General features: G+C 38.4%; 20 protein-coding genes. 6 read left to right on the top strand and 14 right to left on the bottom strand.

Annotated features, from left to right (window positions below; genetic code table 11):
* Positions 1 to 430 precede the first annotated feature (430 nt).
* Positions 431 to 823 carry a response regulator gene (locus J7K40_03585; protein ID MCD6161480.1) on the top strand — a complete coding sequence of 131 codons (393 nt, stop codon included), beginning with the start codon at positions 431 to 433 and terminating at the stop codon, positions 821 to 823.
* A gap of 145 nt (positions 824 to 968) precedes the next feature.
* Here the strand turns inward: J7K40_03585 and J7K40_03580 are convergent, their stop codons facing one another.
* The 9 genes from J7K40_03580 to J7K40_03540 form a co-directional block, all read right to left on the bottom strand.
* Positions 969 to 1676 carry a hypothetical protein gene (locus tag J7K40_03580; GenBank protein ID MCD6161479.1) on the bottom strand — a complete coding sequence of 236 codons (708 nt, stop codon included), beginning with the start codon at positions 1674 to 1676 and terminating at the stop codon, positions 969 to 971.
* A gap of 74 nt (positions 1677 to 1750) precedes the next feature.
* Positions 1751 to 2296 (bottom strand): CDP-alcohol phosphatidyltransferase family protein, encoded by a 546-nt coding sequence (locus tag J7K40_03575; protein ID MCD6161478.1) that lies wholly within the window; start codon positions 2294 to 2296, stop codon positions 1751 to 1753.
* 29 nt (positions 2297 to 2325) lie between these two features.
* On the bottom strand, positions 2326 to 4017 hold the full coding sequence (gene recN / locus J7K40_03570; GenBank protein MCD6161477.1) for a DNA repair protein RecN: 1692 nt from the start codon (positions 4015 to 4017) through the stop codon (positions 2326 to 2328).
* Positions 4010 to 4897 (bottom strand): NAD(+)/NADH kinase, encoded by an 888-nt coding sequence (locus J7K40_03565; protein ID MCD6161476.1) that lies wholly within the window; start codon positions 4895 to 4897, stop codon positions 4010 to 4012. The genes recN and J7K40_03565 overlap by 8 nt, the downstream gene beginning before the upstream one ends.
* A 3-nt stretch (positions 4898 to 4900) precedes the next feature.
* Positions 4901 to 5131, bottom strand: coding sequence for an exodeoxyribonuclease VII small subunit (gene xseB / locus J7K40_03560; GenBank protein ID MCD6161475.1), 231 nt, complete (start codon positions 5129 to 5131; stop codon positions 4901 to 4903).
* A 171-nt stretch (positions 5132 to 5302) separates the two neighbouring features.
* Positions 5303 to 6322: an NAD(P)H-dependent glycerol-3-phosphate dehydrogenase gene (locus tag J7K40_03555; GenBank protein ID MCD6161474.1), complete on the bottom strand. Its 1020-nt coding sequence runs from the start codon at positions 6320 to 6322 to the stop codon at positions 5303 to 5305.
* A gap of 228 nt (positions 6323 to 6550) precedes the next feature.
* On the bottom strand, positions 6551 to 7207 hold the full coding sequence (gene plsY / locus J7K40_03550; GenBank protein MCD6161473.1) for a glycerol-3-phosphate 1-O-acyltransferase PlsY: 657 nt from the start codon (positions 7205 to 7207) through the stop codon (positions 6551 to 6553).
* Positions 7204 to 8553: a ribosome biogenesis GTPase Der gene (gene der, locus J7K40_03545; GenBank protein MCD6161472.1), complete on the bottom strand. Its 1350-nt coding sequence runs from the start codon at positions 8551 to 8553 to the stop codon at positions 7204 to 7206. Before der ends, plsY begins: the two co-directional genes overlap by 4 nt.
* Complete coding sequence (locus J7K40_03540) at positions 8550 to 9794, bottom strand: DUF512 domain-containing protein (GenBank protein ID MCD6161471.1); 1245 nt, start codon at positions 9792 to 9794, stop codon at positions 8550 to 8552. The genes der and J7K40_03540 overlap by 4 nt, the downstream gene beginning before the upstream one ends.
* Before the next feature lie 722 nt (positions 9795 to 10516).
* Between J7K40_03540 and J7K40_03535 the strand changes: the two genes are divergently transcribed.
* The 3 genes from J7K40_03535 to J7K40_03525 all read left to right on the top strand — a co-directional run bounded on the left by J7K40_03535 (position 10517) and on the right by J7K40_03525 (position 12346).
* On the top strand, positions 10517 to 11248 hold the full coding sequence (locus tag J7K40_03535) for a hypothetical protein (GenBank protein MCD6161470.1): 732 nt from the start codon (positions 10517 to 10519) through the stop codon (positions 11246 to 11248).
* 28 nt (positions 11249 to 11276) lie between these two features.
* A complete protein-coding gene (yaaA, locus tag J7K40_03530; GenBank protein MCD6161469.1) occupies positions 11277 to 11900 on the top strand; it encodes a peroxide stress protein YaaA in 624 nt (207 codons plus the stop codon).
* A gap of 170 nt (positions 11901 to 12070) precedes the next feature.
* Positions 12071 to 12346: a hypothetical protein gene (locus J7K40_03525; protein MCD6161468.1), complete on the top strand. Its 276-nt coding sequence runs from the start codon at positions 12071 to 12073 to the stop codon at positions 12344 to 12346.
* A gap of 128 nt (positions 12347 to 12474) precedes the next feature.
* On the opposite strand, the gene J7K40_03520 is transcribed toward J7K40_03525, so the two are convergent.
* Positions 12475 to 13035: a class I SAM-dependent methyltransferase gene (locus tag J7K40_03520; protein ID MCD6161467.1), complete on the bottom strand. Its 561-nt coding sequence runs from the start codon at positions 13033 to 13035 to the stop codon at positions 12475 to 12477.
* 364 nt (positions 13036 to 13399) lie between these two features.
* Between J7K40_03520 and J7K40_03515 the strand changes: the two genes are divergently transcribed.
* Together J7K40_03515 and J7K40_03510 are read left to right on the top strand one after the other, a co-directional pair.
* Complete coding sequence (locus J7K40_03515; GenBank protein MCD6161466.1) at positions 13400 to 13654, top strand: hypothetical protein; 255 nt, start codon at positions 13400 to 13402, stop codon at positions 13652 to 13654.
* A 228-nt stretch (positions 13655 to 13882) separates the two neighbouring features.
* Positions 13883 to 14758, top strand: coding sequence for a tyrosine-type recombinase/integrase (locus J7K40_03510; GenBank protein ID MCD6161465.1), 876 nt, complete (start codon positions 13883 to 13885; stop codon positions 14756 to 14758).
* A gap of 198 nt (positions 14759 to 14956) precedes the next feature.
* Here J7K40_03510 and J7K40_03505 read toward each other — a convergent pair whose 3' ends face one another.
* The 4 genes from J7K40_03505 to J7K40_03490 form a co-directional block, all read right to left on the bottom strand.
* Positions 14957 to 15511 (bottom strand): hypothetical protein, encoded by a 555-nt coding sequence (locus tag J7K40_03505; GenBank protein MCD6161464.1) that lies wholly within the window; start codon positions 15509 to 15511, stop codon positions 14957 to 14959.
* 182 nt (positions 15512 to 15693) lie between these two features.
* A complete protein-coding gene (locus J7K40_03500; GenBank protein MCD6161463.1) occupies positions 15694 to 16224 on the bottom strand; it encodes a hypothetical protein in 531 nt (176 codons plus the stop codon).
* Between the two features lie 34 nt (positions 16225 to 16258).
* Positions 16259 to 16513 (bottom strand): hypothetical protein, encoded by a 255-nt coding sequence (locus J7K40_03495; protein ID MCD6161462.1) that lies wholly within the window; start codon positions 16511 to 16513, stop codon positions 16259 to 16261.
* 295 nt (positions 16514 to 16808) lie between these two features.
* Positions 16809 to 18032: ATP-binding protein (locus tag J7K40_03490; protein ID MCD6161461.1), on the bottom strand; the 1224-nt coding region annotated here is incomplete at its 5' end.

The following is an 18032-nucleotide window of genomic DNA, read 5'->3' as shown; positions in this document are numbered from 1 at the left end:
CAGCTAATGTCAAGATATTTAATGAACGGAGTTGCCCCAAAAAGTTTTATAGGCTGTTGGCTACCCCTACCCAACAGCATATTTTTAGCGACATGTTTTTTATTGAAGCTAAAAAGAACGAAATAATTTCATCAAACTCATTATAAATTAAAGGACTTTAAAATATGTTGATAACTTGTTATAAATTACTTGACAAAATAAAAACAATCACTTTCTTGTTAAATTAGCGGTAAAACTACTGATAATGTTTGACAACTGAAATAGTAATGAATAATTGTTGTTATTGATTTCAATATTAGTTGGCCCTATCTGAAAAGCAGCTGTATCTCATTAAGTTAATAGATTAATACCAGATTCAACTAAATAACGGGAAGGGGAATTAAAATCAAGGTATATTGATGTGTGTAAATTGCCCGATGTTAATAATAGTATGAACATAAACGAGAAAAATACAATAATTATTGTTGAGGACGAGGAAACTGTCAGGGATGTTATCATAGGAATAATGAATACCCAGAATTATATCTCTTATACCGCATCATGCAGCGAGGAAGCTTTAGATATACTTAAAAATATAACTATCGATTTAGCAATTATCGATTACGGCCTTCCAACTGAGGATGGCTTAGCTTTAGCTAAAAAATTTGATATTATATACCCCAATATACCGATAATTCTCATGTCCGGCTTAAGACTTGAAATGGACAATACATGGATTCAGCAAACAAATATTTTTGATGTTCTAAACAAACCATTTAAAATCAAAACGATTATTGCCAAAGTCAAACAGGGACTTGAGGCCTCAATGTGTTATCGAAACTGATTTGCTTGCCTAATATGTTTTTTGAAAAATCCGGCATAGTATCAACCCCGACTGGAAAGTCGGGGCTATCAAGCTGTGGTTATCAATATAACCACTTGATGGTCGGGGTTTTCCAGCCCCGACTTAAATAAACTATAAGGAATCGTTATTTATTATCCGTTTCTAACGATACTGCTTCTTTAAACTCTATTGATGAGACGATATTGAAAATTTCGTTTTTAAGAGTATCATAGAATTCAAATTCGGAACATGCCTGTATTACAATTAAATTCCCATTATGATTAAGAATATAAATTTCCTGAACATCGATAACATCCCTGACAATTCTGCCGCCAGAGTGTCTGTATCTTGGGTCTTCGGGATCACCTTGTAGTATTCGTTCCCAGCGCCGCTTGAAAAACATCTGAGCTGCTTTCTCGCCGCCAAACTCTATGGTTTGCATATCAATGTATTCTCCTGACAGCAAAAGATTAAGCTGGTTAATTATCTCATCTTTCGAATTATGCGCCTTGACATCGGTTTTTAAAAGCTCTGCAAATTCTTCTATGGTGATATTATCCTTACGGGCAAAAATTTGGATTTCCGGCCTGGTAAAATCGGCATCTAAATTTTTAGCTTCCTTGTTAACTCGATAATTCTTTTGTATCAATAAAGCCCTTAAAACTTCAGGTTTTTCTTCTTTTTCCTTAAATGTTTTAATCTTCCAGTTTTTAAGAATATCCATCGTATAATGGTATCTAAGGTCAGTAAGGATATTGTCTTTATTGCTGGCAGTTTTAACCTTTTTAGCAATTGATGGCACCGCTAATAGCATAATCAGTATTACGGCAATTAAATACTTACATCTTATCATTTGTCCTCCTTATTAGAACAGTTAAATGATTTTAAAATAACCATACCTATTTTTCTCTCTTTATATACATACACTCAGCAGGAAATATTATTCAATTTGTTATTTGAAATGAACTTTAAACCGGTAAAAAAATAACTTATCAATGATGCAATTACAAATATAATAACAGCCCAAAACGCAACCATGTAAAATTGATTAAACTTGAAAACATATATAATTAATGCCGCTGAAAGTACTATAACAGTTATTTTGCCCCAGAAATTCGATACGGGTATCTCATGTTTTGTTTTTATTATAGAAAGCCCGCCAACAGTTATGACCAAGTCGCGAGCTATAATAACAACCAAGAGCATTAGCGGCAAGTCGCCATACAAAGCGGCGGCTATGGCGGCGGCGGCAATGCATATCTTATCTGCCAGAGGATCGAGTATCTTTCCTTTTTCGGTGATTGAATCAAGCTTGCGGGCTAAGAACCCATCCAAAATATCGGTTAGAATCGCTATTGCCGCAATAATGACGATTAGCATAATATTACTATTCTTAATTGAGAAAAATAAAAACGGAGCCAAAAATACTCGGATAATTGACATGATATTTGGTAATGGCGATATTTTTTTCATCTGTTTTTATCCATTAATATAAGTCTCATTCAGCCGCGTCCTTCTTCTAATAGTTTTGCGGCTCCATCGAGGGCAATATCACTGATTTTCTCGCCTGCCAGAAGGCGGGCTATCTCAGCTATACGCTGGTCGCCCTCTAGTTTCTTTATGCGGGTAACATACCGCCCCTTGCTTCTACCCTTATAAACTTTAAAGTGTTCCTCTCCCCTGCTGGCAAGCTGTTGAAGGTGTGTTATGCAGATTACCTGTCTGTTTTCCGCCAGTTTTTGAAGTTTCCGGCCAACTTTTACCGCAACCTCCCCGGATATACCGGTATCTATTTCATCGAAAACAAGAGTTTCTTTCGGGAAAGCATCGACTAAAGCCGAACAAATGGCCAATAAAATCCGCGATAACTCGCCGCCTGAGGCTGTAGTTGAAAGCGGTTTAAGCTGTTCGCCGGGATTGGCGCATATTAACAATTCGATATTATCATAACCGGATTCACTGCCGGCAAGCTTAGTTGAACCGTCAATATAGGGACCATCGACATCATTTTTTACAGAGAAATCTACCTTGAAAGCTGCATCCTTCATAGCCATATCGGTCAGATGCTTGACTACTTCCTTTTCCAGCTTTTGCGCGGCCTGTTTTCTTTTTTGAGAAATTTCAGCCGCCTTATAAAAGAGCTGTTGCTGAGAGGTTTTTAACTCATCAGCAAGTTTTTTAATTTCCTGATTATCATTGCTAAATACCGCCGCTTTATTGACAGCATCATCGGCAAAACGCAGTATTTCTTCAATGGTGTTGCCATACTTGCGTTTGAGTTTATTTATCAGAGCTAACCGGTCTTCGATAATATCAAGCTTTGCTTCGTCAAATTCATAACTGTCGCCAAGGCCTCGCAGCTGTATGCCAATTTCATCGAGATTAATCGACAGTTCATCAAGCTTGTTTCTGATGACTTCCGCCCGATTGCTGAATTTAGCGATTCGTTCAAGCTCCTTAGCGGAATTCTTGAAACGTTCAAAAGCAGAGCCGTCCTCATCAAAAAGGCTGCGGCCGCTTATCTGGCATGATAGTTTTATCGCCTCGGCGTTTAGCAATTGCTGTTTTTCCTTTTTTAGCTGTTCTTCCTCATTTTTTATAAGCGAGGCTTGTTCAATTTCTTTTATCTGAAATTCCAATAGTTCTTTTTCGTCTTCTGATTCTTTCTGTTTTATTTTCAGTTTCTCATATTCTGATTTAAGCTTATTGTGCTTATTAAATAATTTCCTCAACTGCTCAAGTTCATTTTTTAAGCCGGCGTACAGGTCTAAAATATCCTGATGGCTGGCTGAATCTGTCAGACCTTTCTGCCGATGCTGGCCGATTATATCAATCAGGTTTGAGCCAATAGCTTTAAGATTAACAAGCGTTGCCAGTCGATTATTAATATAAGCGCGGCTTCGCCCCTGATTGTTAATCTCCCTTCTAATTATCAGAGATTCAGAATCACCTGCCATTTCAAAAGGCAGTTTGTTTATTTTATCATACGAGAATTCCGCTTCAACTGTTGCAGATTTTGCGCCGGTTCGAATGACCTCATCTGAGGTTCTTTCTCCCATCGCTAAACTTAGAGCGCCAAAAATAATTGACTTGCCCACGCCGGTTGAGCCGGTAAAGATATTTAAGCCGGGCTTAAACTCTATCATGAGATTATCTATTAAAGCATAGTCGCTGATTCGTAATGTTTTAAGCATTATCAGATGTCAGGGGCCTTGCTCCCCAGTGAAGTTTTGTTCGCAGAACCTCAAAAAATGAAAAGCCTTTTATTCTGATAAGCTTAACTTTGTGAGGTGCCTTTTTTATCACAATCTCAGATTCGACGCTAAATTGGCATTTAATCTGACCATCGATAGTCAAACGCGCATCTATATTGTTGTAAGCTATTTTGATAATTAATTCGCTGTCATCGCTAAATATTATTGGCCTTAAAGCAAGCGAATGAGGGCAAATCGGGTTAGCTATAATCGCCCCTAAATGAGGATGTATAACCGGCCCGCCAGCGGAAAGGTTGTAGGCTGTGGAGCCGGTAGGCGTCGAGATTATCAAACCATCAGAGTTATAGGAACATACAAACTGGTTATTGCCGCTGTGATCTTTGCAATATAAATCAAGCTTAATCAGATGCGTGCTTTCGCCATGGTCTAAAACAACATCGTTTAAAGCATAATGCTTATTGACATCACAATCTGCGATATATAGCTGCAGAACCGTCCGCTCTTCAATATCATAATCATCGTTTTTCAACCTCTCAAGCGCCATTGGAATATCCTGGGCAAGTATTTCGGTAAGAAAACCGAGACGGCCAACATTTATACCGAAAACCGGTACACCTTGATGGCCGACTGCTCTTATCGATGACAGCATGGTGCCATCGCCGCCCAGCGATAAGGCGCAATCGATGTTTTGCCAGATTTCAGACAATGGCTTCACATGATACTTTTCATCAATAACCTCAGCAAGTTCATCACAAAGACAGTATTCAAGGTCATGGCTTTTCAGCCATTCGATAATGACCTTAGCTGTTCGCGCAACATTGGGTTTTTTGGTATGAGCTATTATGCCGAATCTTTTCAAAACCTATTCATCCTCTTCCGCAAACAGATTGAGTTCGAATTCGCCGCTTTCGGTTTTTATCAGCTGTTTGACTTTTGCCTCTGTCTCGGTTAGTTTTTTATGACATTGTTTTGATAATTCGACCCCTTCCTCGAACATTTTGATTGATTCATCCAAGCTCAGATTGCCGGATTCCAAGTCATAGATGATATTTTCGAGTTTCTTCATCGCTTTTTCAAAGTCGAATTTTGCCAAGATTATTATCCTTTCTAATAATTATATGATTACATATATAATATGATTCTTTATAGAATATATTTCAAGTATTATTTCTGATGTCTTATGATATTTGTTTGGACATACACACAGGAATCAATCGAAAAGGGGCAGACGAGTCCGCCTGTGGCGAATGCCGCCCACGAGCATTTACAACCATATCTCCGGCTTGAGGGCGCGTGTCATTAGATCATCAAGAGCAATCCGCGGGTCTTTATTATCGAATATTATATTGTACACTTCTGTCGTAATCGGCATATCGACATTATATTGTTTAGCTAATTGGTAAGCAGATTCCGTCGTCTTCACGCCCTCCGCTACCATTTTCATCGAGCTAAGAATCTCATCTATTTTGAAGCCTCTGCCAAGCTGTTCGCCAACATAACGGTTGCGCGAGTGACGGCTGATGCAGGTAGTAATCAAATCGCCGATACCGGATAAGCCGGCGAAAGTCATCGGGTCAGCTCCCATTTTCCTGCCTAAGCGAACCATCTCAGCCATCCCGCGCGTGATAAGCGCGCCCATAGTGTTGTCGCCAAGCTTAAGACCATGGATCATACCGGCGGCAATCGCCACCACGTTTTTTAGAGAGCCGCCAAGCTCTACACCGATAAGGTCGGTCGAGGTATAAACTCTGAATTTAGGGCATGATAAAACAGCCTGCACTTTTTCGGCAATGTTAATATCATTGGCGGCGGAGACTACTGTCGTGGGAATAAAACGCGACACCTCCTCGGCATGCGAGGGACCTGAAAGCGAGGCGATGCAGTTATGGCAGGCTTCAGGCAGTTCTTGAAGTAATACTTCAGACATTCTGTTTAATGTGGTGTTTTCTATGCCCTTAGCAAGGCTGACAATAAACTCGATATGATCGTTTATATAGTCTTTTGCCGAACGAACAGTTGCCCGCATCACATGCGACGGTACGGCTAAAACGACGCCGTTTGTATCGGCAAAAGCAGATTGCAGATCGTTGGTAATATCTATCTCAGCGGGTATTTTTATACCGGGGAGCTTATCCGGCTGTTCTCTGTTTTTTCGGATTTTTTCGCAGTCTTCCTTGAAAAACTCCCAGAGGCTAACTTTATAGCCGTTTTGATGTATCAAGATTGCGATGGCAATCCCCCAGCTTCCTGCTCCGAATACCGTTATTTTTTTCAATTTATTCATCCCTCATCTTATCGCCATCTATAAAATTCCATTATCAATTATTTGTGGCTGGCGTACGTCCTCGTGCACCAGCTATGTAGCTATGTAGGGCAGGTCTTTCCGAGACCTGCCTATTCTGTTTCCAATATAATCATCGTTTATGCTCACTATTAACAGCCTCTAATAGGCAGGAGTCGTCCGCCGCGGCGGACTGCCCTGCTTATTTTTTTCACCATCAATAACATTCAATTATTCATTATTAACTACATTAAACGCCTTTAGCTTTTTACCGAATTTATTCTCCTCTCCCCTTAAAAGCCGTTTGATATTCTGCCGATGTGTAATCAATACGGTAACCGCCAATATTATTGCCAGAATCATATATGAATCATGAATAGGAGCGCCAAGGTATATTTTTTCAACAACTAAAGCGCAGGGTATAAAAATCGATGCCAGTATCGAGCCCAAAGATACATATCTTGTAAAAAATACAACAATTATAAAAAACATAATCGCCAAACCAGCCTCAATAGGTATCAGCCCAAAGAACACTCCGGCGGCAGCTGCAATGCCTTTACCGCCTTTGAATTTAATCCAGACCGGAAAAATATGACCGAATATTGCGGAGAAGCCGGCAATGATTTTAAGCCAGTGAACAGCTATGGATAAATCACCCAAATTGATACTGCTGATAATCAAAGTGGCGATAAGCCCTTTCAGCATATCTAACAGAAGTACAGATATTCCAAGTTTGGCGCCGAGCACGCGAAAGACATTGGTTGCGCCCATATTTTTCGAGCCATACTGGCGAACATTGATACCCTTAAATAGCTTGCCAAAAACTATACCGGTGGGAAATGAACCAACTATGTATGATAATATGACTATCGCTATCAAACTTATCATTCTTTTTTCCGCGGCTTAAAAAATATTAAAAGCGGTGCGCCTCTAAAACCATACTCCTGCCTAAGTTTATTAGTTATATAACGCTGGTATGGTTCTTCAATGAATTTGGGGAAATTACAAAATATTATAAACGTAGGCGGTTTACGTTCAGCCTGAGTTATATAATAAAATTTGATAAATTTACCTGCCTTTGCCGGCGGATGCTTCTCCTTGACTATTTTCTCCAAAAATGTATTCAGTTCGGAGGTGCTAATCCGCTTATTGAACTGTTTCTCGACCTCTATAATGTTTTTGATGACTTTTTCCAAACCGATGCCTTTAAGCGCATTGGTGAATACTATATCGATATATTTCAGGCTGGGAGTTTTTTCATAGATTGACTGTTTGAATGTGAACTGTTCGGTTCCCTTAACCAGGTCCCATTTATTGGCGATAAATATTATCCCGCGCCCCATTGATTCGGCATTAGCAGCAACTTTAATATCGCCATTGGTGATTCCCCTTTTGGTATCGACAATTACCAGCACAATATCCGACCGTTCAATTGCTCTTAAACTTCTCAAGGATGAGAAATACTCGACGATATCAGGGTATCTTCTTTTGTGACGAAGGCCGGCTGTATCGATAAACATGAAGCGTTTGCCGTTTATTTCAATAAGGCTATCGACAGAATCGCGGGTTGTGCCGGGTATCTCAGTAACAATCTGCTGTTTCTCGCCGAGAATGGCGTTGTAAAGCGACGACTTGCCGACATTCGGACGGCCGACAATGGCGACTTTTAGAGCGTCTTCAGCCTTGCTTTCCTCGACTGGCGGGGGAAGCTTAGCGGCTACGGCATCAAGAAGATCGCCGGTTCGCATTCCGGTTGAGGCCGAAACAGGATAAACATCGCCCAAGCCTAATTTATAGAACTCGGCAGTATCGGCAGTTTGCTCTAATGAATCGGTTTTATTAGCCGCTACTACTACTCGTTTCCCGCCGCGTTTGAGGATAGCCGCGATTTCCTCATCGACAGTCTGAACGCCGACTTTATTATCAAGCAGAAACAGCACTAAATCGGATTGGTCGATAGCTAAAGTTATCTGTTGAGTTACTAACGAGGCAATCATCTCCGAACTGCGGGGGATAAAACCGCCCGTGTCGATTAATATAAATTCGCGTTTATTCCAGAAACAATCGCCGTAAACGCGGTCGCGGGTTATGCCGGGGCGGTCATCAGTTATAGCCTTGCGCTGTTTTATCATACGATTAAACAGCGTTGATTTGCCCACATTGGGACGGCCTACTATGGCGACAATCGGCCGGTTTGAAATTATATTATCGCTTTCGATATTGTCCATACTCATGATACCATTCTCACGGTTTCGCCAAAATTGTAGCTGCCCTGAATAACTTTCGCTCCGGTTATCGATTCGATATCGTCCATAGTGAAGTCATCGATTAAAAGCCCGTCGTCATTCAAGCAATTTGGCGGGATAATTACAGGTTCGTTTTTCAATCTCAGTTTACGCAGTTTATCAGCAATATCTTTGCCCGGCAATAAGCCTGAGACGGAAACCTTTTTGCCGAAAAGCGTATTTGATACCGGTATAAGTTTGATTTTAAAGCCGTATCGGGGCAATATATATCCCCGCCAGATTTTTATCATTGATTTGCCGGTTATCCAGCAGCCCTTTACTTTCGAGGGTAATTTTCGTTTAAATGTATTTAAAAAATCTCTTACCATCCCGACTCCATTCTCAATTTGGGGGAATTCATCATAGTAGCTTTCGGAGGGAATGTCAATACCGGCGTTGATAAAAAGCTCATCTGCGGCATAGGCGAAATGATTGTTTTTATGGCCGTATTTTTTGCGCAGTCTATTAACATCGCCTATTAGCCCGGCAGATATTTTTGGCCCTACCGTTTTAAGAATTGGGTTTGAGAACTTTGTCAGTCCTACCGGCACAACCGCCAGCGAGGCGGCATACGGTTTTAATTCGGCTAAGTCGGCGGCAGTTTTATTAAGGATTTTGCCGTCATTATAACCGGGCACAATTACTACCTGGCAGTGAAACGAAATATTATTTTCGGCAAAACGCCTGAGTATCGGCATGACCGGCGGCACAGTCTTTTTCCCGAAAAGCAGACGACGAACAGCATCATCGGTTGCCTGGACCGATACATACAGCGGCGACAGCCTCAGGTCGATTATCCGCTGGATATCTTGTTCCGAGAGATTAGTCAAAGTAATAAAGCTTCCGTGAAGGAACGAATAGCGGTAATCATCATCTTTTATATACAGTGTACGGCGGAGCTGTTTGGGATTGTTGTGACAGAAACAAAATATGCAGTTATTTTTACATCGGATTATTTTATCGGGATGAAATTCCATTCCGGCATGCTGGTCGATTTCTTTGATGATTTCGACATTATATTTCCGGCTATTTCGTATAAGCTGAAGCAACAGGATATTATCGGCCTCATGATAGCGGTAGTCGATTATATCTGCTACATCATGGTCATTGATTTTAAGAAGTATATCGCCGGGTTTTATTGATCCAGTATCGGCAGGCGAGCCGGGTATTATTTTGGCTATTTTTAGCATGATAGCAATGTACTATTAATGGATGGTGAATGCAATTAAGATATTGATTAATATTATTTATTGCGGTAGAGTTGTCGGGTTTCTCACTCCGGTCGGAACCCGACCTACGGTTAACTAATGTTGGCGCACGAGGACGTACACCAACCACCGGAAGTTAGTGCACGGGGACGTACACCAACCACTGAAATATTTTCGCGTAGGGGCGTATTGCATACGCCTTTCATCTGATAACAATACAGGTACTCAAGGACATACACCAGTCATATTCAGGAGTGGCTCAAAGAGGCAGGAGTCGGTGACTCCTGCCCTACTGACTACTTCTTCCTGTCAACAAAATATGAAACAGTGAAACACAAAAATTTGTGATATGTTAGCCAAATAACAACAAATTATGTAAGGCCTATAATGTATAACAAGCTATTTATTAAATTACAAAATGGAAAAGCCGATAATTCCGATGATTGTATTAAAAAAAGGAGGTGTTATGGATAAACAAAACGTATTATGCTCAGAATGCGGTCGCAGCCCATTTGAAACCAGTCCTTTTTATAGATGTGAGTCCTGTGGGAAAATAATCTGCGGTAGCTGCAAGGGTGGCCAAAGCAATCATATGCATCAAAACGGTCATATCGGCAATTGGGAGATGTTGAGATTTTAACTTTGAATGAATTTATTTGAAAATGAAAGCGCACATTAAATGTAATGTAAGGAGAAGATATGCCATGGATGACTTAAATCTATTTTATAAGTATTTAGAAAAGATAAAAAAGATATGTTCAAAAAAGCTTAGATTTGAAAATTGGAGTGATATAAAATTAGCAAATTGCGATGGCCGGTTGCCTTATTGGAAAAAATGTAAACGTGGAATTTACTTCTTCTTCGATGAAAACGAAAAACGTTTTGATTCTGATAACTTAAGAGTTGTCCGAGTTGGAACTCATGCCATAAAAAAAAGCATTGGCAAATCTACTTTGTGGGGTCGATTAAAGCAGCATAAAGGCAATAATAATATGGGGGGAAATCATCGAGGCTCAGTCTTCAGGAAATTAGTCGGTGAAACCATGATCAAAAGAGATGGTTTGGATTACCCAACATGGGGTGTTGGTACATCTGCGAATGCGGAAATACGATTTGGAGAAAGAGACATTGAAGAAAAAGATAGCAGATATATAAGAAATCTACCATTCTTAGTTCTTAGGGTTGACCCTGAAAGCGATAATAATAAACATATATCTAACAACGGCAACGATAGAAAATATTTAGAAAATAATATTATTGTACTATTGAGTGATCGGAAAAATCCTGATAAACCATCGAAAAACTGGCTTGGGAGATCATCGCGCAGATGTCAGATTAGAGAATCAGGCCTATGGCAAATTAATGGAATTGAAGGACCTTATGATGTGAGTTTTTTCAAGGTGTTCGAACATTACATTAATGCAATGGAGGCGTAAATTCTTGATAATAAAATTGGAGGCTAAAATGTGTAAATCATTAATTTTAATACCTTGTTGTGGTTCTAAACAAGAAGGCGGAGATAATAATTATGATAATGATAAATCAATCCTAAATTATTTAGATGATAAAAGTAAATTAATTAATTTAAGGAAAATACTACTTGAAAACTTCAACCTTCCAAATGATCTAGATGTTGGGGATAGCCCGCAAAACAATAATGATGTCCTGTATATGCCAGCATATAGAAGATATTGCGGAAAATTGTATTCCAAGATTACAGATAATGCATGGCAACAATTAGAAGGAAACCCGAAACTGGATTTGATTATAGTTTCAGCATTGTTCGGTTTAGTTAAGTGGAATGAATCACTACGTGATTACAATGTTGCAATGAAAAATAAAATCGAGGGAAAAAGTCTGAAACGTTGGTGGAGAGATAATAATCTATGCGGGATATTGAAAGATTATATAAAGGAGAATAATATCTCAAAAATATACAATATTCTATCAAACGATTATTCAGATGCATTACGAGGTTGCTTTGCAAATTGTGGCATTAAAGTAGAAAAACACAATTTTTCAAAATACCGTATCGCTATCAATTATCATAGAGGAAAATGGGTAAACGACTTTATCCTTAAATTTTGAAAGCACTTAACATGAATAACAGCACAGTAAGTAAATCCGCCCAAGGCGGACTTGTAGTCTTGACTATTATTAAAAGTTGGTGCACGAAGACGTACACCAACCACTGAACGGCGGTTGAAAAGTATGTCAAATAGAAAGGTTTTAACAAATTTAAATTAAGGAGAAATAAAATGCCTAAAAGTCTACTTGAAGAAGTATGGGGAAGAATCATGTGTTATGAAGGGAAACATTTCCATACCATAAGGGGTAAAGAATTTACTTATACAATTTCAGGTAATACATTAAAACCCAACCACATTAATCGGCAGATACCAAAATCTGATTTTGGAAAAGCTTGTAAATTGGTTCCTATTAAAGGTCCTGGTAAAATCAACAATCTTGTTCAAGGCCCGTCATTTGTTTGGGCGATTATTCATGATCCGCGGATATCACAGGGGGAATGGTAACAAGAAATTGAATTCATGCGTCGTCAGTCCGCCTCGGTGGATTGCCTGACGACATCGGCAAAGTTGGCGCACGAGGACGTACACCAACCACTGAGACTGGATTCCCAATCAAGTTTGGAATGACGTTATCAATTCTTGGCAAATAATGTCGCATAACTGCGTTTAATCTTGGGATGGTCGACAATCGTGAAGCCTGCTTTTTGCATCATGGCTTCATTGGCGCGGTAATCATCGGCGGATATATGACCGTTAGGCTCTACCACAAAAAACCTGCCGCCCGGCTTTAACGATTTATACACCTCGTCAATAAACCCGGAAACACTCGGCACCTCATGCACCACATAAAATGCCAAAGCCAAATCAACCTGTTCGGAAAGGTCGGCGATTTCAAGGCTTTTATCACTGCAGACACGCGGTTCTATACGTTTGGATAAACCGGCTTTCTCAGCGCGGCGTTTCAGAGAATTGACCATTTTTTCCTGAAGATCCACGCCGATAACCCGCCCATCAGGCCCAACCGCTTTAGCCATCCAGAGGCTGAAAAAGCCCATAGCACAGCCGATATCCAGCGCTGTCATGCCGGGCTTAATGTGATTGCCAAGGATATTTTTCGGATTCTGGAAAAGTCGCCTTATCGGGCTGGCTAATAGGTAGCCAATCCATACAGGACAAACTCTTTCTTCTGCCAATTTATTTCCTCCTGTAAGATATTCTTTATTTCCTCATACGAGAATGTTTAAGTCCATGTTTCAAATTATAAATACGCAAAATATAGAATATGCATAAGGAGTCAAGCCTCATGGGGATATTAGCAGCGTTATTTGCATGAACAAATAAATAGCCTTAATCCCATAATATTCGATTCAATCCTATAATAATTCAGGTTTATTTATTCACTATCGTCAAATTAAACCGGAAATAAACCGAAGTCTCTCGTCTATCTATATAATACACAATATATTACAAAACAGAATCAACTTCCCGGGGTTTTCGGTATTTATTTTGCGATAATTTATTTTTAAGTAATTTATTGTGAAATATCACGGAGGGGCAATGTTTATACTTGTAATTTCGGCAGTCATCATTTTAGCGGGGATTATCAGCCTGTTGCCATTGAAATCATCGCTATATGCTTGTATATCTCTCATGGCGGTAAGTATTGCGGGATTAATAATTATCTCTGTTATTGAATTCGGTATTTTCTCAACTGCTTATTTTATCTTTGGAGAGGTTGTAATAGCCCTATTGGCAGCTCTTGCTTTTAGCAATTCCTATCGATATAACGCAAAACGAGTAGGCAGAATATAAATAATAATATAATAGTTTATTATCCTTGGGTGGTATATTTCCATTCCTCCTGCTGAAACCGTCCGGTAAGTGTCGCCGGGCGGTTTTAATTTTAGGTTACAACTAACTTCTGTATTCGTTTTCATCAGGTAAAAACTACACAGCGGGTGATGGGGGTCGAACCCACGACGTCCAGCTTGGGAAGCTGATGCTCTCAAACAACAACCTAACTCGTTGGGAGGTAACATAATGAGGTTTCAGAGAACATCAGACTTGGTAGAAGCATTTATCAGTGATTGTCGCTATCGAAATTTAGCCGACAAAGTAATTTCAGAATATAAACGACTTTTATCAGACATTGAAGAGCGACATGGTGATTTAATGTCGGTTGACAGACAGAAGGTGAAGGAATATGTTTTAGAGAGATTAAATGAAGGGCTATCACCCTATACTGTTAATCATTATATCAAAGCCATGAAAGTATTTTATTCATTTTTAATAAGGGAGGATGTTGTTGATGACAATCCAATGGCTAAACTAATTAAAATACGAGAACCCAAAAGGATTAAACCCGTACTCGATGAAAACAAGGTTTCTAAGCTTATTTCAACTATTCCGGTAAAAGGATTATTCAATGTTAGAGATAAAGCAATGATAACTTTATTATGGGATACCGCTATCAGACTTAGCGAACTTCTTACAATAGAACTGGCTAATCTCAATATGCAATTTAAAACTATTAAAATTTTGGGTAAAGGAAACAAAGAAAGAATAGTACCGTTTGGAAATAAAACTAAACGGGAAATTCTTAAATATCTAAAATATCGTAATGAAATAGAATCGCAGTTTTTATTTTGTACAAAAGGTGGTATGCTTATTTCGACCCGCAATTTCCAGCGAACTGTCAGAAGACTTGGCCAGAAAATCGGTGTAAAGGTCTCCCCTCACTTACTGAGGCATTCTGCCGCTACTTTCTTAGCTAAACACGAAATGCCCGCTCAGCATATACAGATACTGCTTGGACATTCAAGCCTGAGTACAACTCAGCGATATATCAATCAGATAGTCAATCAGGAGGGCTTGCAGATAAGCCATAGAAGGCTAAGTCCGGCTGATAGGTTGTAAGAGTAAAAGATGTTTACAATTATCATAGGGCTGTCAATCGGCAGCCCTTATTTATTTGAAATAATGAGAATTAATCTGACATACTTACAGATCACTATTGTATAGCTTTCCATTAGAAAAGTAATATAGTTTTGGGATTGTAAATTTGTTTGTGCTCAAGGATCTAATTTACTATTTCACATAAAGATTGTAATTTTATTACATGCCCAGCAATTTAGCTTGAGCTTTCAATACTAACAGAGTATCCTTGACATTGCCTTCTGATGAAAATCGGTTCAATAAATCGGGATATTTCATCAGCGCGTCAACTCTTTTATCATGTTCTTTACAGCTTGTATAAGTGAGATTATGGCAATGCCTACAACCGAAATAATTACTGCCAGGTGCCAAGTGAAGTTTAGCTATTCTTCTTCCGCAATACCGGCCATCGGTAGTAAGCGGACAGATAAACCAGTATCTTGCGCCGCCATAATTGCATGGAGTGGAAACGATTTCAACCTTGTAATTATAATTCTGTATCTCTCCGGTTGTTTTTTTAGTTATATCATAATTGATTTTCAAAAAGCTTCCATAAGTATTAATTTTATCAACTGATACTTCAATCCCGACACTTGTTTTGTGTCCGCCGGCTGATCGCCATTCAATTACACCTGATCTGAATCCGCAAAGATAATCATGTTGTCGTAACCAAGATATTGAAATAGCTTCACATTCTTCTACTGTATTTCTATTTGACCAAGAGTATCTGCCCATCTTTATCTGCCTACCTGAAAATAATATTCTTCAAATAATTACCTAAATCATTAACAAAAGTTAACCTCGATTTTTGCAACAAATTCAGATAAACCATTGATTCTCAAGACACTAAACAAATATTAACCTAATTTAAAAAAGCTACATTTTTATTACTAATTTTTCAAAACAAAGCCAGATTATCAATCCTTAGACACATCAACATCTACAGCAAGCGGAAGCAGTGGCTTATCACCTTTGTGCGCGCTCTGTATTCTCATCAACTCATGTAGAGCTTTATATATCTGTCGTTCAATCGCAGTCTCATAGCGGGTTAAATTAAGCCAGGTGTTGGTATTACCAAGTTCTTTGGTTGCCACATTATTCCAAGCTTCAATATCTTCTCTTTCGTTATCATTGTAATTATATTTGCAATCATTAAATTCTGCTTGTATATAATCCCGCTCGACCCTGATAGCTCTTTTCATACGCCATATAGATGATACTATTCGGTCAACAAGTATAATCTCCAACTCACCTTGCGGAGCTAATTCCATTCTCAATCTTTTGCCAAGTTCTTGAAGTTCTTTTTTACTTTCACTTTGAATCACAGTATCTTTGCTCAATAGACCATGTTTTATGGCGTTTAATCGAACTAATGATGTATTTTTGGGGCCGGTGGATTTCTTAGCGTTTTTACGATTAGCTTCTATCTTTTGGGTTGATGTTGTCAATTATCCCCTCCTTATTTTTAAAGTGCTTAATATCTTAGCTGAATTGATATGAGCTTTCTGCCATTTTTTTAGAGTGATTGCCCTGGCTAATATGCTCGATGATTATCGACTTGTAATAGTTCTCGACCTTCTGTCTTGGCATGAGTGTTTGCAAAGAAATTAAAGAGATTTGTCGATTTATTTCATTGTCTAATGACCTTTTTAGATATGCCGATAAACACTCAAGTTTCTCTTGATTTTCAATCGCTATTCTTTTTTGCCTTTGTTTCATCATCTCAGCTAATTTCATAATTACCTCGATAACCTTTAACTGTTTTCACCCTTTTAACCGCCTTATAATTCTGCTATCATATTGTATCACAATAAATTATACAACGATAGTTAAAATGGTTAAAGTTTTTTCTCACTTTTTAATATAATTAATCCCAACCTTCATATTTTTTCCATCAAATTAAAAAAAACTTTTAACTCTTTTAACTTTATGAGCATTATTGTTTACCTCACAACCACTTACGAGAGTTAAAAGGGGTGTTAAAAGTAGTGAAAAGGGTGAAATGTTGTTTCTATAATCTATCAGCATACAATCACCTTTTCTTAAATGAATAGAATTTCTTATTACCACCAGCTTTCCTTTCATTTATAACAAATAACTCCTGCAGATTACGTTTTAGCCTTGATAATCTCTGTGCAAAAGATCGGGGTTTATCTTTATAGAAAAATGGAATATTAATATTTTCAGCTATCGATGATAACTCACTGCATAATTGGGAACTTGTTATCTCGCGACCTGCAGGATTTCTATCTATCCATAAATATAATAATTCAACAATTTCGTCATTTTCTAAAGTAAACATTGATTGCTCTTTTTTGAGTTTAATGAATATATCGCGAATAGTCTCTTCTGAAAATAATCCTTTGCCAATCTTAATAGCAAAATCAGCGAAATCAGCCATTCGAAAATTCGAACCATAACGTTTGTCGCTTTCTTCTTTCAAACATTGAATGATCTCTTGAAGAATGAATGCTATCTCTGTTAAAATTTCTTGGCGGTTGTTTGAAATCTCTTTTAATAATACTCCCTCACTTACGAATTTTTCAATACGCGCAACTCGTAAAAGCAACAATCTATCAGTAATATCTTCTCTGCGGAAGTGTGGATTGTTAGATGTAAGTGCTAAGAAACATCTTATTGAAATGGTTTCCTGATCATTGGTAGTGTAGTATTTTCGCTTCTGCAAAACTGTCCCAGTAGCAATGGCTGCAAGTTTATCATTTAACCATTTAGTGCTCGTATCAACATTATCGATTGCTACCAAGTAATTGTTAGATACAGCTGAATCAAAATCTTTGGCATCGTTTGTCAGACACATTACATTGAAGGAATCGCCAAACAGAAGCTTCCCAATCTGTCTTATTGTCATTGATTTTCCAGAACCTGCTTCTCCTAAAATAGCCAAAATGGGTTTTGTTGGCATGATAGATTCAAAAAATAAACTATAGAACCATAATTCCAACAATTGCTGTTTTTCAGCTAAGGTTAAACCATTATCTTCAAAATTGACCCTTGATATTAAGTACTTATCCAGTAACGGTTGTTCTGAGCAGTCATCATATAGTTTTCTCGCGTTATCATCGATTGATAGAATATTGGGGGTATAATCTCTCTGATAAAGAAATAATACTCCATCAGTACCATTATCAATAAGTTTAATATTATCAGAAGTAATTTTATATATTTGATTATCGTTATTAAACCAGTAAAGCGTAAAGGTCTCTGGATTGTAATAAGAAAATTGATAAACTTCAGT

It is taken from the genome of Candidatus Zixiibacteriota bacterium (genome assembly GCA_021159005.1).
In the GTDB taxonomy this organism is placed as follows: domain Bacteria; phylum Zixibacteria; class MSB-5A5; order UBA10806; family 4484-95; genus JAGGSN01.
This window is presented reverse-complemented; position numbering and strand designations above follow the sequence as displayed.

What these genes read in the sequence shown, in the direction of transcription:
- J7K40_03580 (MCD6161479.1), bottom strand. Translation starts at nt 1,676, where the DNA reads ATGATAAGATGTAAGTATTTAATTGCCGTAATACTGATTATGCTATTA.
- J7K40_03575 (MCD6161478.1), bottom strand. Translation starts at nt 2,296, where the DNA reads ATGAAAAAAATATCGCCATTACCAAATATCATGTCAATTATCCGAGTA.
- J7K40_03555 (MCD6161474.1), bottom strand. Translation starts at nt 6,322, where the DNA reads ATGAATAAATTGAAAAAAATAACGGTATTCGGAGCAGGAAGCTGGGGG.
- J7K40_03505 (MCD6161464.1), bottom strand. Translation starts at nt 15,511, where the DNA reads ATGGGCAGATACTCTTGGTCAAATAGAAATACAGTAGAAGAATGTGAA.
- J7K40_03510 (MCD6161465.1), top strand. Translation starts at nt 13,883, where the DNA reads ATGAGGTTTCAGAGAACATCAGACTTGGTAGAAGCATTTATCAGTGAT.
- J7K40_03535 (MCD6161470.1), top strand. Translation starts at nt 10,517, where the DNA reads ATGGATGACTTAAATCTATTTTATAAGTATTTAGAAAAGATAAAAAAG.
- J7K40_03525 (MCD6161468.1), top strand. Translation starts at nt 12,071, where the DNA reads ATGCCTAAAAGTCTACTTGAAGAAGTATGGGGAAGAATCATGTGTTAT.
- J7K40_03585 (MCD6161480.1), top strand. Translation starts at nt 431, where the DNA reads ATGAACATAAACGAGAAAAATACAATAATTATTGTTGAGGACGAGGAA.
- recN (MCD6161477.1), bottom strand. Translation starts at nt 4,017, where the DNA reads ATGCTTAAAACATTACGAATCAGCGACTATGCTTTAATAGATAATCTC.
- J7K40_03540 (MCD6161471.1), bottom strand. Translation starts at nt 9,794, where the DNA reads ATGCTAAAAATAGCCAAAATAATACCCGGCTCGCCTGCCGATACTGGA.
- J7K40_03495 (MCD6161462.1), bottom strand. Translation starts at nt 16,513, where the DNA reads ATGAAATTAGCTGAGATGATGAAACAAAGGCAAAAAAGAATAGCGATT.
- plsY (MCD6161473.1), bottom strand. Translation starts at nt 7,207, where the DNA reads ATGATAAGTTTGATAGCGATAGTCATATTATCATACATAGTTGGTTCA.
- yaaA (MCD6161469.1), top strand. Translation starts at nt 11,277, where the DNA reads ATGTGTAAATCATTAATTTTAATACCTTGTTGTGGTTCTAAACAAGAA.
- J7K40_03515 (MCD6161466.1), top strand. Translation starts at nt 13,400, where the DNA reads ATGTTTATACTTGTAATTTCGGCAGTCATCATTTTAGCGGGGATTATC.
- der (MCD6161472.1), bottom strand. Translation starts at nt 8,553, where the DNA reads ATGAGTATGGACAATATCGAAAGCGATAATATAATTTCAAACCGGCCG.